The organism is Paenirhodobacter sp., from assembly GCF_047600745.1.
In the GTDB taxonomy this organism is placed as follows: domain Bacteria; phylum Pseudomonadota; class Alphaproteobacteria; order Rhodobacterales; family Rhodobacteraceae; genus Rhodobacter.
The window spans coordinates 1,689,894-1,703,891 of the sequence record NZ_JASGKI010000004.1; the positions used below are offsets into that span (position 1 = coordinate 1,689,894).

Here is a 13,998-nt window from a genome sequence, read left to right on the forward strand (position 1 = left end):
CCTAGCCCATCTGGTCCGGCCGCACGAGGCCGATGCGGATCGCCGCGCGCGCCGCATCGGCCCGGTTGCTGATTCCCAGCTTGCGGTAGATGTCCTTGATATACTGGTTGACGGTATATTCCGAAATGCTCAGCGCATGGGCGATGGCCGTGGTCCGCGCCCCCAGCCCCAGATGGGTCAGAACCTGTTCCTCGCGCGGCGACAGATGCGCGGTGATCGGCGCGGCCCCGGACGACTGCACCCGGCGCACGAAGTCCAGCCGGTTGCGGATCTTCAGATGCAGCAGGTCGAGGTCCACCGGCTTCGTCAGGTAATCATCCGCGCCGCTGTTCAGCCCCTCCAGCCGCATATCGCGCGAGGACAGCGCCGTCATGAAGATGAAGGCCGTCGTCCGTGGCAGCTTGCCGTCATCGCGCAGCCGGCGCAGGAAGTCGAACCCGCTCATGTCGGGGATCATCACATCGCACAGGATGACATCGGGGCGCACCCCGGACAGCAGCGCCTGCGCCTCGGCGCAGTCGGCCGCGCCGTGAACGGCATAGCCCATGCTGCTCAGTTCCTCGCACAGCTCCTCGCGCAGGGCTTCCTCGTCCTCGACGCACAGGATCGTTCCAGCCGGTATGCCCTCCGTCATTGGCCTTCCTCCCTGGCGGGGAAAGTGATCGTGAAGGCCGATCCCTGTCCCTCGGCGGATGTGAAGTCGATCGTGCCATCGTGCATCGTGACGATATCGCGTGACAAGCTCAACCCGACGCCCATGCCCGGAAGATGGTGAACATTGGGCGCGCGGTAGAACCGTTCAAAGATCGTGGCCTGCGCCTGATCCGGAATGCCCACCCCGTAATCGGTCACGCTGCAAAAAACGCCGCTGCCCTTCCGGCCCGTGCGCAGGACGACGGGGGATTCGGCGCCCGAATATTTCACCGCATTCGTCAGCAGGTTCAGCACCACCTGTTCCAGCAGCACCGCATCGGCCTCGATCCAGAGCGGCGCCTCGGACAGGTCGCTCCGGATCTCCCGATCCGGGTTTTCCTCCCGCACCTGCTGCAAGGCGGGCCCCACCACGGCGTTCAGATCGACCCGGTGCCGCGTGAGTTCGCGCGCATCCATGGTCACCACGGACATCACGCCGCCCAACAGCCGATTGAGCCGCTGCGCCGCCTCGACGATACGCCGGAACTTGCGCTGCAAGGTCTGCGAATCGAGGTCGGGCCTGCGTAACTGCCGCTGTGCGATCATCAGGATCACCGACAGCGGCGTGCGGAACTGATGCGGCACGGTGACGATGAAACTGCGATAGACCTCCTTCGCCCGGCGTTCGGAGGCCAGCGCGTCCTGCAATTCGCGGGTCCGCTGCGCGACGGTCTCTTCCAGCAGGGCCCGGTGCGCGCGCTGCGCCCGTATCGACTGTTGCAGCGTGCGCAGCAGCAGCCCCGACATGAACGCCCCCGAACAGGCCGCCCCCAGCACCGCCAGCAGCAGGATCTGCATCGCCCCGCGCTGAAGATCGTGCTTCTCGCCGCGCAGCATGCGTTCGGCCACGACGGTATCATTCGACATCAGGCGCAAGGCCTCGTCAAGCTCCGCCACCGCAGCCTGTAGCGTGGCGTCATCCGATGGCGTGTCCCGGTCGATCATCGCACCAATGCGGTCCAGCAGGGCGGTGATCCTGTGCGTCTGATCCTCAAGCCCCAGCATGGCGAAATAGCTGTACTGCGGCCCCTCGGTCAGCAGCAGAACCCGGCTGTGCAGAATGTCATACCGCAGCGAAAGCGCCTCGGGCGCATCGTCCCGCGCCATGCCGAGCAGAAGCCGCTGCGCCTCGCGGTTCGCCTGGGTCACCGCCCAGAGCATGTTCTCCCCCACGTTGAAGCGCAGCACCCGGTCGATCATGACCAGTTGCACGACCGCATAAGAGAACAACAGCACAAAGCACCCGATCGACACAGCGGCCAGAAAAACGGCGCGGGAGCGGATCACCTGATAACGATCTCTGACAGTTGCCAGACCCAGCGGGAATCATAGCGCTGGTCGTGCAGCGTATCGAAACTGTCGCGCGGATAGACCAGCCACAGCGGCCCCTTGTCCCGCCGCAGCAGCGCCGTTCCGTTCTGTCGGCGGGCGAGCAGGGCGCCATAGTCCCAGGCATCCGCCGCGGGGATCCGGATGGTATAGTCGTTGAGCGCCTTGAGCAGCAGATCCCGGTCGCGCAGCGCCTCCTCCGTCCCGGCAAGGGCCAGAACATCGGACAGCCGCGCGCCCGCGAAGGTCTGGGCGCCATCGGTCCAGACGGTGTGGGTTGTCAGTTCATGCTGCGGCAGGGCGGCGAAAGCATCTTCGTCCAGGGCGTGAACCTGCCCCGACGGACCGACCAGCGTCAGGATCACGGGCCCTTCGGCCCCCGCCCGCCCCGGCAGGGCCATGGCGGCCAGCGACATCAGGAGACCCCGGCGGCGCAGATCCGGCAGATGCGTCATGCAGTGGCCTCCTCACACGGTCGCTTCGTCCCTTCGGCAACAGAGTCAGCGCGGGCACCTGGGGCACCCGCGCCTTCCGTAATAAAATGACTGTTGCCGGTTGGCCAATAAACTCATTACCTAAAACGGGTCTGAAGAGAGTGCCGATGCTTGCCCCAAAGGGATCCTGCACCGAAAGCCCACCCATTTCCTTTTCCCCGCCTCAGATCATGCCGCCTCCCGGCCCCGCAGGCCATTCCCGAAAACTAGGGGGGTCCGGCTGTCAGGCGACCAGCCGGTAGCCGCCCGATTCGGTCACCAGCAGCCGGGCATTGGCCGGATCGGGTTCGATCTTCTGCCGCAGCCGATAGATATGGGTTTCAAGCGTATGCGTCGTGACCCCGGCATTATAGCCCCAGACCTCGTGCAGCAGCACATCGCGCGGCACCACGCCATCCGTCGCCCGATACAGGAACTTCAGGATATTGGTTTCCTTCTCGGTCAGGCGGATCTTGCGGTCCTTGGCGTCGATCAGCATCTTCATCGACGGCTTGAACGTATACGGCCCCAGTTGGAACACCGCATCCTCGGATTGTTCATGCGTGCGCAACTGCGCCCGCAGACGCGCCAGCAGAACCGGGAACTTGAACGGTTTCGTCACATAGTCGTTCGCGCCCGAATCGAGCCCCAGGATGGTATCCGCATCCGTGTCATGCCCCGTCAGCATCACGATCGGGCATTTCACGCCCTGCTTGCGCAGCTTCTTGCACAGCTCGCGCCCATCGGTATCGGGCAGGCCGACGTCCAGAACGACCAGATCGAACAGCCCCGCCTTCGCCTTTTCCACGGCCTCGGCGCCGGAACCGGCCTCGAACACCTCGAAATCCTCGGTCGCGACCAGTTGCTCGGCCAGCGCCTCGCGCAGGTCCTCTTCGTCATCCACCAGAAGAATTTTCTTCAATCCAGCCATTTGGGGGCCTCCGTGCGTTGCTCGGCCAAAGCTGGCGCGCCATCACGCGCCCGGCAAGGCGGGTGAAATCTTTCTCACGCGGACGTGTCGGAAGGCGGCGCTGTGTTTCAATTTGTTTCAGGCATCGCTATCTGTGGGCCATGGAACCGCTTGGCCCAACCCCCGCCGAACGTCTGAACCGCGCCCGTGCCGATCTGCGCATGGGCCTGCCCGTCGTGCTGTCCGGTCATCTGGCCGCGGCGGTCGAGACCCTCACGCCCGAGCGGCTGGCGGCGCTGCGCGGGCTCGGCGCGCCGGTGATCGTGCTGACCTCGTGGCGGGCCGAAACGCTGAAGGCCCGGGTCTATGACACCGACCTCGCCCGGATCCGCGTGCCGGAGGGGGCGGATCTGGCCTGGCTGCGGGCGCTGGCGGATCCGGCAGATGACCTGCGGATGCCGATGAAGGGGCCGCTTGCCACCCTGCGCGAGGGCGATGCCACCGTGGCGCGCGCGGCGATCGGGCTGGCGAAGACGGCGCATCTGCTGCCCGCCGCGCTGCTGGTGGCCGTGTCCGGCCCGGCGCCCGAGGGGCTGACCTGTCTCGATGCCGCCGAGGCGCTGCGCGAAATGTCGGCCGAAGGGGTGCTGCTGCCGGTTTCCGCCGCCCGGGTGCCGATGCGCGCGGCCGAACGCGGGCGGCTGCATGTCTTTCGCCCCGAGGATGGCGGCGAAGAGCATTACGCGGTCGAAATCGGCTCTCCCGACCGGTCGTTGCCCGTGCTGGCCCGGCTGCATTCGGCCTGCTTTACCGGCGATGTGCTCGGCTCGCTGAAATGCGATTGCGGGCCGCAGCTTGACGCCGCGCTGACCCAGATGGGGCACGAAGGCGCGGGGGTGCTGCTTTACCTCAATCAGGAAGGGCGCGGGATTGGCCTTGCCAACAAGATGCGCGCCTATTCGCTTCAGGATCAGGGGTTCGACACGGTGGAGGCCAACCACCGGCTGGGGTTCGAGGATGACGAGCGCGATTTCCGGATCGGCGCGGCGCTCTTGCGGCGGCTCGGGTTTTCGCGGGTCCGGCTTCTGACCAACAACCCCGCGAAGGTGCGGATGCTGCAATCCCACGGCATCGAGGTGGTGGAGCGCGTGCCGCTCAAGGTCGGGCTCAGCCGCCACAACGCCGCCTATCTGGCGACGAAGGCGGCGAAGTCGGGGCATATCCTGTGAAGATGCGGCTGACTCCGGGCGGGTTGCTGGTGCGCGGCCGCAGGCTGCCGGTGCAGATCGGGCGCGGCGGCCTTGCGCGCGACAAGCGCGAGGGCGACGGGGCGACGCCGGTCGGGCGGCTGCGGATCCTTGGCCTGCTGTGGCGCGCGGACCGGCTGCCCCGCCCTGCCGGTTGGGCGCGTCCGATCGGGCCGCGCGACCTGTGGTGCGACGCGCCCGACCATCCGGCCTATAATCAGCCCGTGCGCGCGCCCTTTGCCGCCAGCCACGAGCGGATGCGCCGCGCCGATCCGCTGTATGACATCGTGCTGGTGACGGATTGGAACTATCCGAAGGCCACGCCCGGGCGCGGATCGGCGATCTTCGTGCATCAGCGGCGGCGGCTCGGCGCGCCGACGGCGGGGTGCCTCGCGCTCCGGCGGGCGGATCTGATCCGGCTGGCGCGGCGGGTGCGGAAGGGCGACGAAATCCTGATCCCGCCGCTGGCCGCGTTCCGGGGCGCTCAGGCGTAGCTGCGCGCGCCGAAGATTGCGGAACCGACGCGGACATGGGTGGCGCCATGGGCGATCGCGGTCTCGAAATCGGCGCTCATGCCCATCGACAGACCGGTGAGGCCGTTGCGCCCGGCCATCGCGGCCAACAGGGCGAAATGCGGCGCCGGATCCTCGCCCTCGGGCGGGATGCACATCAGCCCGGCGAGCGGCAGGTCCATCGCCCGGAGCGCGGCGACGAAGGCATCGACCCCCTCGGGCAGCACCCCGGCCTTCTGCGGCTCGGCGCCGGTATTGACCTGCACGAACAGGTCCGGGCTGGCGCCACGGGCCTGTGCCAGACGGGCCAGCTTTTCGGCGAGCGAGGGGCGGTCCACGGTATGGATCGCGTCGAACAGATCCACCGCCAGCTTGGCCTTGTTGGTTTGCAGCGGGCCGATCATGTGGACGGCAACGCCCGGAAACTCCGCCCGCCAGGCGGGCCATTTTCCGGCGGCTTCCTGCACATAGTTCTCGCCGAACAGGCGGTGCCCGGCGCGCAGGACGGATTCGACCCGCACGGCGGGCTGAACCTTTGAAACGGCGATCAGTTGCACGGAACCGGGGGCGCGGCCCGCGGCGGCCTCGGCCTGCGCGACGCGGCGCGCGATGTCTTCGAGCGGCATGGCATCCTCCATCGGCTGCGAGAAAGCCAAAAGAAAAGAGCGGGCGCAAGGCCCGCTCTTCGCATTCCAGTCCCGAAGGATCAGAACTTGAACTTCACACCGAAGTCGGCGGTGACGTCCGAGCCATCCAGGTCGGCATCCGAGATACCGCCAACAACCGAGGCGCCGCCGCCCAGATCGTAGGCAGCACCGAGGCCCCACCACACAGCGCCGTCAACGGTCACATTGTTGACAACCAGATCATTCTCGAAGTCAACCTTTTGGACATAGCCCATGACCGAGGTCGCACCGAACTTCGACGCGAAGCCGAGGCCGTAAGCCTTGTCCACCGGGTTGCCTTGGTTGCCCCAGGCGTAGTAGGCCTTCAGGTCGGTGTTGCCGAAGGTCGCGGTGCCGGCGAGTTCGCCTTGCGCAGCCTTTTCCGGAGCGACGCCGTTAACCTTCGCGTAGTCCTTGACTTCATAGCCCAGACCGACGGTGTAAGCGTCGAAGGTGTAGGCCGCGGCCAGCGCATATTCCTGATCGGCGTTCTTGTCGTGACCGCCATAGGCGTTGTCGGTATCGGACTTGACGCCCGAGGAGAACGACGTCGCGATCGAGAACGGACCGGTTGAGTAGGTGTAGAGAACGACCGGGTTGTTCTCACCGGTAACGCCGCTGTCATCACCCGTCAGGTAGGGGATGTCGTTTTCGAGCAGACCTTGGCCGTTCAGACCGGCGAAGCCTTTGACGTCGCCTTCCGAGGCGGTCAGATCCGAGTAGCCGACTTCCGGCAGGTCGCCGAACAGAGCTTCCGGAGCCGAAACGGTATCACCCATTTCGATCTTGCCGAAGGCGCCCGAGATGAAGACCGAGCCAGCGCCGCCCTTGTTGGCCTTGCCCGACTGGTCAGCACGGAACGAGCCGCCGAATTCCAGACCGTTGTCGGTTTGGCCCGACAGATCGAAGATCACGCGAGCGCGGCTGTTGAAGTTCCAGGTGTTTTCGCCGTTGTAGACGACACCCAGACGACCCGTGCCCGAAACCGCGACTTCAGCAGCGGCAACGCCAGCCGAGAGGACCAGGGCGGTCGTCGCGAAGAGAACCTTTTTCATCGTTTTCCCTCATTGTATCTAAGGAGCCCCAACTCAGGGGAATCCGAATTGGGTATGGTGGATATTTCGCGCCGGACGCCCCGCATTGCAACGGAATCGGCCCCACCCCGCCGATTGACCGGGCGCATGGTGCAGTCTTGCCACAGTCCTTCCCCGCCCGGCGCGGGGGAAATGCCTTGTCGCTTCGCGGGGCATCGGATAGAGACGGAGGGAGTTCAAGCAGGCCCCGGGGACAGTTCCGAATGACGATCCGACACTCTGTGCGCACAGGAAGCCTGATCTGCGGAATGATCGTGCTGGCGGCCTGCGGCGGAACCGAAAAGCGCGCCTATCCCGACGCGACTCAGTATTCGCATATAAGCGGTGAGGAAAACGTCTCTGCCATGGACCAGTCGCCGAACCAGACGGCGGCGCGGAACACATCGGTGTGGGATCTGTTTTCCAACCGGCAAGACCCGAACGTGAAGATCGCGGTCAACAAATACCTGTGGAATGCCTCGCTCGAAGTGCTGAACTTCCTGCCGGTGCAGTCTGTCGATCCGTTCTCCGGCCTGATCGTGACGGGCTATGGCACGCCGCCGGGCGGCGGGCGCGCCTATCGCGCGTCGATCCACATCACGGATCCCGCGCTCGACGCGCGCAGCCTGAAGGTCGCGCTGGAGACGAAGGGTGGCGCGGTCTCGCCGGAGACGGTGAAGGCGGTGGAGGATGCGATCCTGACCCGCGCGCGGCAGCTGCGCGTTGCCGATTCCCAGCGGTAATACGCTGGCCTTGCGCCCCCTGACGGTGTAGCAAGCCTCTCGCAGAATTCCGCCAGAGGGACGCCATGACGCCGTATGCACCCGCCCAAACCGAAAAGACGTGGCAAGCCGCCTGGGACAAGGCCGGTGTTTTCACCGCGCAGCACGATCCCTCGAAGCAGAAATATTATGTGCTGGAGATGTTCCCCTATCCGTCTGGGCGCATCCACATGGGGCATGTGCGCAACTATACGATGGGCGATGTCGTCGCGCGCTACAAGATGAGCTGCGGGTTTTCGGTGCTGCATCCGATGGGCTGGGACGCCTTTGGCATGCCCGCGGAAAACGCCGCGATGCAGAGCGGCGGGCATCCGAAGGACTGGACCTATGGCAATATCGCCGAGATGAAGGGGCAGTTGCGGCCGCTGGGATTCTCGCTCGACTGGACGCGGGAATTCGCGACCTGCGACCCGGAATATTACGGCCAGCAGCAGGCGATGTTCCTCGACATGCTGGAGGCCGGGCTGGTCTATCGCAAGAACGCGGTGGTGAACTGGGACCCGGTGGACATGACGGTTCTCGCGAACGAGCAGGTGATCGACGGGCGCGGCTGGCGCTCGGGCGCGCTGGTCGAGCGCAAGGAACTGACGCAGTGGTTCTTCCGGATCTCGGATTTCGCGGGGGAACTGCTGGAGGCGCTGGACGGGCTGAAGGACTGGCCCGAGAAGGTGCGGCTGATGCAGGCGAACTGGATCGGCCAGTCGCGCGGGCTGCAATTCGCCTTTGGCACGGTGAATGCGCCCGAGGGATTCGACCGGATCGAATGCTACACCACCCGGCCCGACACGCTGATGGGGGCGAGCTTCGTCGGCATTTCGCCCGATCACCCGATCGCCAAGGCGCTGGAGAAGACGGACCCCGAGATGGCCGCCTTCATCGCCGAATGCCGCAAGGGCGGCACCACCGAAGAGGCGATCGAGACCGCCGAGAAGCTGGGCCGCGATACCGGCATCCGGGTGCGCCATCCGCTGGACGAGGCCTGGGAACTGCCGGTCTATATCGCGAACTTCATCCTGATGGATTACGGCACCGGGGCGATCTTCGGCTGCCCCGCGCATGACGCGCGCGACCATGAATTCGCGACGAAATACCACCTGCCGATCAACCCGGTCTTCGTGCCGCTGTCGGGCGAGGCGGAGGCGGGCGAATTCGTGCCGCCGAAGACGGAAAAGGTGCGCTACATCCGCGACTATGCCGGAGCCGAAGAGCAGACTGGCGAAGAGGCCATCGCCGCCGCGATCGCGTTCTGCGAGGCGAAGGGCATCGGCCGGGGCGTGACCAATTACCGGCTGCGCGACTGGGGGCTTAGCCGCCAGCGGTATTGGGGCTGCCCGATTCCGGTGGTGCACTGCCCGAATTGCGGCGTCGTGCCGGAGAAGAAGGCGAACCTGCCCGTCCGCCTGCCCGATGATGTGAGCTTCGACAAGCCGGGCAATCCGCTGGACCGGCATCCGACCTGGCGCAACACCACCTGCCCGAACTGCGGGGCGGCGGCGCTGCGCGAGACGGATACGATGGATACTTTCGTCGATTCGTCCTGGTATTACGCGCGCTTCACCGCGCCGCGCGCGACCACGCCCACCGATCCGGCGGAAACCGACTACTGGATGAACGTCGACCAGTATATCGGCGGCATCGAACATGCGATCCTGCACCTGCTCTATTCGCGCTTCTTCGCCCGGGCGATGCAGAAGACCGGCCACCTTCCCGCGAAGGCGGTCGAGCCGTTCAACGCGCTGTTCACGCAGGGCATGGTGACGCATGAGATCTACATGACCCGGGATGCGAACGGCCGCCCGGTCTATCACCTGCCCGAGGAGGTGACGGACGGCAAGCTGGCCGACGGCACGCCGGTGGAGATCATCCCCTCGGCCAAGATGTCGAAATCGAAGAAGAACGTGGTCGATCCGATGAATATCATCGCGTCCTTCGGCGCCGATACCGCGCGCTTCTTCGTGATGTCGGACAGCCCGCCCGAGCGCGACGTGGAATGGACCGCCGCCGGGGCGGAGGCCACGTCGAAGTTCCTGGCGCGGGTCTGGCGGATCGCCTCGGAAATCGCCGAAGGGGCGGATGGCGATGCGGCGCAGGATCTGGCGCTGATGAAGGCCGTGCACAAGGCGGTGGATGAGGTGACCCGCTCCATCGACGGTTTCGCCTTCAACAAGGCGGTGGCGGCGATCTATGGCCTGGCGAATACGCTCGCGCGGACGCAGGCGTCGAACGCGGCGCGGCGCGACGCGATGAAGCTGATGGCGCAGCTGATGGGGCCGATGGTGCCGCATCTGGCCGAGGACATCTGGCACCTACTGGGCGGCGAAGGCTTCGTCGTGCGCGCGCCCTGGCCGAAGGCGGATCCGGCGCTTCTGGCCGAGGATTCGGTGACCCTGCCGATCCAGATCAACGGCAAGAAACGGTCCGAGGTAACGGTTCCGAAAGATATGCCTGCCACAGAGGTTGAAAAGCTGGTGCTGGCGGATGAGACTGTTCTCAAGGTGCTGGCGGGCAGTCAGCCGAAGAAACTCATCGTCGTGCCGGGGCGTATCGTCAATGTGGTCATCTGACCGGAGAACCTTCCTGCGGCTCGCCGCGCTTACGGCGCTGGCGGGCTGTGGCTTCACCCCGGCCTATGCGCCTTCGGGCGGGGCGGCAAGATTCCTGAACGGGGTCCAGACCGACACCCCGACGACACGGGAGGAATTCGCCCTGACCCGCAGGCTGAGCGAAAGGCTCGGCCCGGTCGGAACGCCGCGCTACCGGCTGTCCTATCAGGTCCGGACCAGAGCCATCGGGCAGGCGATCACGCCGGACAATGCCACGACCCGCTATTCACTGACCGGGAACGTCGACTACACGCTGCGCGCCATCGACAGCGATGCGGTGCTGCTGACCGGGCGGGTGGCGTCCTTCACCTCCTGGTCCGCCTCGGGCACCGTCGTCGCCACCGATACCGCCGAGGAAGACGCGCATCGCCGGCTGATGACGATCCTTGCCGATCAGATCGTGACCAAGCTGACCGCACAGGCGGCTTCGCTGCCGCAATGAAACTGTCGGGCATCGCCGCCAGCCGCTATTTCGCCCGGCCCGAGCCGGATCGCACCGGGCTGCTGATCTTTGGCGCCGACGGGATGCGGGTCGCGCTGCGGCGGCAGGAGGTGATCGCCGCGCTGATCGGCCCGGAGGGCGAGGGCGAGATGCGGCTGACCCGCCTTCCCGCCGCCGGGCTGCGCAAGGATCCGGCGGCGCTGGCCGATGCAATGAAGGCGGTGGGGTTCTTCCCCGGCGCGCGCGTGGTTTTCGTCGAGGATGCGAGTGACACCGCCGCCCCCGCCGTGACCGCGGCGCTGAAGGACTGGCGGCCCGGGGATGCGCAACTGGTGGTGACGGCGGGGTCGCTCACCGCGAAATCCGCCCTGCGCAAGATCTTCGAGGCCCATCCGAATGCCTATGCGATCGGCATCTACGACGACCCGCCCAGCCGCGAGGAGATCGAGGAGATCCTGCACCGCGCCGGGCTGCGCGACATCGCCCCCGCCGCGATGACCGACCTGCTGGCGCTGGCCCGCAGCCTGGACCCCGGCGATTTCCGCCAGACGGTGGAGAAGATCGCGCTGTATAAATGGGGCGATTCCGCACCGCTGACACCCACCGAGGTCGCGGCGAATGCCCCCGTCACGATCGAGGCGGATGTGGATGACGTGCTGAACATCGTCGCCGAGGGCCGGGCGCAGGAGCTGGGCCCGATGATGCGGCGGATCGAAGGGCAGGGCGTGCAGCCGGTCGCGCTGGCGATTTCCGTCCTGCGCCATTTCCGGGCGCTGCACGCGGCGGCCTCGGATCCCGGCGGGCCGGGCGCGGGGCTGGGCCGGCTGCGGCCGCCGGTCTTTGGCCCAAGGCGGGACCGGATGCAGGCGCAAGCGTCGAAATGGGGCATGTTCCGGCTGGAGGAGGCGCTGAAGGTGCTGGTCGAAACCGATCTGACGCTGCGCTCAGCATCAAAAGCGCCGCAGATGGCGCTGGTGGAGCGCGCCTTCCTGCGCCTTGCGATGATGGCGCGGCATACATGACGGCGCACGACACCCTTGCGATGGTGGTCGGCGCGGGCCCGGCGGGCCTGATGGCGGCGGAACAACTGGCGCAGGCCGGGCACCGCGTCGTGGTGACCGAGGCCAATCCCACCCCCGCGCGCAAGTTCCTGATGGCGGGCAAAAGCGGGCTGAACCTGACGCGGGACGAGGCGCCCGCAGATTTCCTGGCCGCCTATCGCAGCGACAGGATCCGCGGCATCGTCGCGGAATTCGGCCCGGCGGAGGTGATGGCCTTCAGCCGCGGCCTCGGGGTGGACCTGTTCACCGGCTCGACCGGCCGGGTGTTTCCGGTCGGCATGAAGGCCTCGCCGATGCTGCGCGCCTGGCTCGCCCGGCTGGCGGGTCTTGGGGTAGAGGTCCGGACCCGCTGGCGCTGGCAGGGGTTTTCCGGCACGTCACTGGTGTTCGACACCCCGAACGGCCGCGCCGAGGGGCGGCCCGATGTGACGGTCCTGGCGCTTGGCGGCGCAAGCTGGCCCCGGCTCGGCTCGGATGCCGCCTGGGTGCCGTGGCTGCGTGACAAGGGCGTCGAGGTGGCGCCGTTCCGCCCCGCCAACATGGGCTTCCGGATCACCTGGTCAGACCATATGAAAGAACATTTCGGCACCCCGGTGAAAGGCGCGGCCCTGGTCACGGACCGCTCCGTCTCGCGCGGGGAATTCGTGCTTTCCGCCGCCGGGATCGAGGGGGGCGGCGTCTATGCCGTGGCCGCCGATGTCCGTGACGGCAGCCCGCTGGCCCTCGACCTTGCGCCCGGGCTGAACACGGATGAAATCGCCCGCCGTCTTGCCCGCAGCCCCGCGCGCGAAAGCCTGACGAACCGGTTGCGCAAGGCGCTGCGGCTCGACGGGGTGAAGCTCGCGTTGCTGCATGAATGGGCGCGGCCCCTGCCCACCGATTCGCTGGCGCTGGCGCGGCGGCTGAAGGCGCTTCCGGTGCCACATGGCGGCCCGCGCCCGCTGGCGGAGGCAATCTCCTCGGCGGGCGGAGTCACCGATGGTTCGGTGACGGATGACCTCGAACTGCGCGCCCTGCCCGGCACTTTCGTCGCAGGCGAAATGCTGGATTGGGAGGCGCCGACCGGCGGCTATCTGCTGACCGGCTGCCTTGCCACCGGCCGCCATGCCGGGCTGGCGGCGGCGCGGCGGCTGGGCTGATCAGCCCCAGACCCGCCCGAGCAGCGCGAGCCAGTTCCGCCAGGCGATCTTTTCGACCAGTTCCTCGCCGAACCCATGCGCCCGCAACGCATCGAGCAGCCGCGGCAGGCCCGCCACATCGCCCAGATCGGCGGGCATCTCCGCCCCGTCGAAATCCGAGCCCAGCCCAACGCGGTCTTCGCCCAGTTGCCCGATCAGGTGATCCAGATGGCGCAGCACCGGATCCCAGCCGGTGAACGGCGTGCCCAGCCCGTCGGGACGCAGGAACCCCACCGCATAGTTCAGCCCGACCATGCCGTCACTGTCGCGAAATCATCGCAAGCTGCCGGTCCGTCAGGTTGCGCGACGAGGCCGTGACCGCATGGGCGTTCGAATGCGTCGCCACCAGCGGCGCATCGGAAATCGCCGCGACATCGTTGAACCCCTTTTCGTTCAGGTGGCTCAGATCGACCATGATCCGCAGCGCGTTGCATTCGCGGATCAGATCCTTGCCCGCCGGGGTCAGCCCGTCTCCGGTATCGGGCGCGGACGGGAAGGCGAAGGGCACGCCATGACCGAAGGCCGTCGGGCGCGACCACACCGGCCCGAGCGAGCGCAGCCCCGCCGCGTGCCAGACATGCAGCGCATCGAGGTTCGCGATCGCCTCGGCCCCCTCCATATGCAGGATCGCGGCAATCTTGCCCTCGGCCATCGCGGCGCGGATATCGGCGACCGAGCGGCAGATCTTCAGATGCCCCGTGCGCTCCATCCAGAACAGATGCCCCGCCTCGGCCATCGCCACCGGCAGCGCCTCGGCGCAGGGGATTTCGGGCGGTAGCGGCATGACGAAGGGCGGGTTTCGCATCTGCCGGTCCAGTTCCGCCAGATCGTCCGGCCCGGGCGAGGGCACCCAGATCGCGAAGAACCCACCGGCAAAGCCCCCCGCCCGCATCCGCGGCAGGTCGAGCTGCCCCGTCCCGTCCCCCTCCAGCCAGATCTGCGCGCGCCGTTCGGGCGCCCGCAGCAGGCGCAGCAGAAAATCGTTATGGCCGTCGAAGACGGGAACTTGCGTGCCCATGTCTGTCCCTCG

At 66.9% G+C, this 13,998-nt stretch carries 13 protein-coding genes and 1 pseudogene; 7 read left to right on the forward strand and 7 right to left on the reverse strand.

Translation table 11 applies throughout. The features are described from left to right. Nucleotide 1 precedes the first annotated feature (1 nt). The 4 genes from QM789_RS16995 to QM789_RS17010 all read right to left on the reverse strand — a co-directional run bounded on the left by QM789_RS16995 (nt 2) and on the right by QM789_RS17010 (nt 3,426). A complete protein-coding gene (locus QM789_RS16995; RefSeq protein WP_420353015.1) occupies nt 2-634 on the reverse strand; it encodes a response regulator transcription factor in 633 nt (210 codons plus the stop codon). After that, complete coding sequence (locus QM789_RS17000) at nt 631-1,929, reverse strand: sensor histidine kinase (RefSeq protein ID WP_420353016.1); 1,299 nt, start codon at nt 1,927-1,929, stop codon at nt 631-633. The genes QM789_RS16995 and QM789_RS17000 overlap by 4 nt, the downstream gene beginning before the upstream one ends. 47 nt (nt 1,930-1,976) lie before the next feature. Then, nucleotides 1,977-2,477 (reverse strand): molybdopterin-dependent oxidoreductase, encoded by a 501-nt coding sequence (locus tag QM789_RS17005; protein ID WP_420353017.1) that lies wholly within the window; start codon nt 2,475-2,477, stop codon nt 1,977-1,979. A gap of 262 nt (nt 2,478-2,739) precedes the next feature. Beyond that, nucleotides 2,740-3,426, reverse strand: coding sequence for a response regulator transcription factor (locus QM789_RS17010; protein ID WP_420353018.1), 687 nt, complete (start codon nt 3,424-3,426; stop codon nt 2,740-2,742). 140 nt (nt 3,427-3,566) lie between these two features. Here QM789_RS17010 and ribA point away from each other — a divergent pair, with 140 nt between their 5' ends. Next, nucleotides 3,567-4,634, forward strand: coding sequence for a GTP cyclohydrolase II (ribA, locus tag QM789_RS17015; RefSeq protein WP_420353019.1), 1,068 nt, complete (start codon nt 3,567-3,569; stop codon nt 4,632-4,634). 2 nt (nt 4,635-4,636) lie between these two features. After that, on the forward strand, nt 4,637-5,146 hold the full coding sequence (locus QM789_RS17020) for a L,D-transpeptidase family protein (protein ID WP_420353020.1): 510 nt from the start codon (nt 4,637-4,639) through the stop codon (nt 5,144-5,146). Here QM789_RS17020 and QM789_RS17025 read toward each other — a convergent pair. Further along, nucleotides 5,137-5,790, reverse strand: a complete 654-nt coding sequence (locus QM789_RS17025) for a YggS family pyridoxal phosphate-dependent enzyme (protein ID WP_420353021.1) — start codon at nt 5,788-5,790, stop codon at nt 5,137-5,139. The two genes, QM789_RS17020 and QM789_RS17025, sit on opposite strands and share 10 nt — an antisense overlap. An 80-nt stretch (nt 5,791-5,870) precedes the next feature. Next, nucleotides 5,871-6,884: a porin gene (locus QM789_RS17030; protein ID WP_420353022.1), complete on the reverse strand. Its 1,014-nt coding sequence runs from the start codon at nt 6,882-6,884 to the stop codon at nt 5,871-5,873. 287 nt (nt 6,885-7,171) lie between these two features. On the opposite strand from QM789_RS17030, the gene QM789_RS17035 reads away from it, so the two are divergent. The 5 genes from QM789_RS17035 to QM789_RS17055 all read left to right on the forward strand — a co-directional run bounded on the left by QM789_RS17035 (nt 7,172) and on the right by QM789_RS17055 (nt 12,929). Continuing rightward, nucleotides 7,172-7,645, forward strand: coding sequence for a DUF3576 domain-containing protein (locus QM789_RS17035; protein ID WP_420353023.1), 474 nt, complete (start codon nt 7,172-7,174; stop codon nt 7,643-7,645). Between the two features lie 65 nt (nt 7,646-7,710). Continuing rightward, the gene (leuS, locus tag QM789_RS17040) at nt 7,711-10,248 is read left to right on the forward strand and encodes a leucine--tRNA ligase (protein ID WP_420353024.1); all 2,538 of its coding nucleotides are present in this window, start codon (nt 7,711-7,713) and stop codon (nt 10,246-10,248) included. Next, a complete protein-coding gene (lptE, locus tag QM789_RS17045) occupies nt 10,235-10,729 on the forward strand; it encodes an LPS assembly lipoprotein LptE (protein ID WP_420353025.1) in 495 nt (164 codons plus the stop codon). Before leuS ends, lptE begins: the two co-directional genes overlap by 14 nt. After that, on the forward strand, nt 10,726-11,751 hold the full coding sequence (gene holA / locus QM789_RS17050; RefSeq protein WP_420353026.1) for a DNA polymerase III subunit delta: 1,026 nt from the start codon (nt 10,726-10,728) through the stop codon (nt 11,749-11,751). Before lptE ends, holA begins: the two co-directional genes overlap by 4 nt. After that, a complete protein-coding gene (locus tag QM789_RS17055; RefSeq protein WP_420353027.1) occupies nt 11,748-12,929 on the forward strand; it encodes a TIGR03862 family flavoprotein in 1,182 nt (393 codons plus the stop codon). The genes holA and QM789_RS17055 overlap by 4 nt, the downstream gene beginning before the upstream one ends. Here the strand turns inward: QM789_RS17055 and QM789_RS17060 are convergent. Continuing rightward, nucleotides 12,930-13,986 (reverse strand): annotated as a pseudogene (locus tag QM789_RS17060) (dipeptidase). Nucleotides 13,987-13,998 lie beyond the last annotated feature (12 nt).

Excerpts from the sequence above, each read along its gene's own strand:
- QM789_RS16995 (WP_420353015.1), bottom strand. The coding sequence starts at position 634 with ATGACGGAGGGCATACCGGCTGGAACGATCCTGTGCGTCGAGGACGAG.
- QM789_RS17005 (WP_420353017.1), bottom strand. The coding sequence starts at position 2,477 with ATGACGCATCTGCCGGATCTGCGCCGCCGGGGTCTCCTGATGTCGCTG.
- QM789_RS17010 (WP_420353018.1), bottom strand. The coding sequence starts at position 3,426 with ATGGCTGGATTGAAGAAAATTCTTCTGGTGGATGACGAAGAGGACCTG.
- ribA (WP_420353019.1), top strand. The coding sequence starts at position 3,567 with ATGGAACCGCTTGGCCCAACCCCCGCCGAACGTCTGAACCGCGCCCGT.
- QM789_RS17020 (WP_420353020.1), top strand. The coding sequence starts at position 4,637 with ATGCGGCTGACTCCGGGCGGGTTGCTGGTGCGCGGCCGCAGGCTGCCG.
- QM789_RS17025 (WP_420353021.1), bottom strand. The coding sequence starts at position 5,790 with ATGCCGCTCGAAGACATCGCGCGCCGCGTCGCGCAGGCCGAGGCCGCC.
- QM789_RS17030 (WP_420353022.1), bottom strand. The coding sequence starts at position 6,884 with ATGAAAAAGGTTCTCTTCGCGACGACCGCCCTGGTCCTCTCGGCTGGC.
- QM789_RS17035 (WP_420353023.1), top strand. The coding sequence starts at position 7,172 with ATGATCGTGCTGGCGGCCTGCGGCGGAACCGAAAAGCGCGCCTATCCC.
- leuS (WP_420353024.1), top strand. The coding sequence starts at position 7,711 with ATGACGCCGTATGCACCCGCCCAAACCGAAAAGACGTGGCAAGCCGCC.
- lptE (WP_420353025.1), top strand. The coding sequence starts at position 10,235 with ATGTGGTCATCTGACCGGAGAACCTTCCTGCGGCTCGCCGCGCTTACG.
- holA (WP_420353026.1), top strand. The coding sequence starts at position 10,726 with ATGAAACTGTCGGGCATCGCCGCCAGCCGCTATTTCGCCCGGCCCGAG.
- QM789_RS17055 (WP_420353027.1), top strand. The coding sequence starts at position 11,748 with ATGACGGCGCACGACACCCTTGCGATGGTGGTCGGCGCGGGCCCGGCG.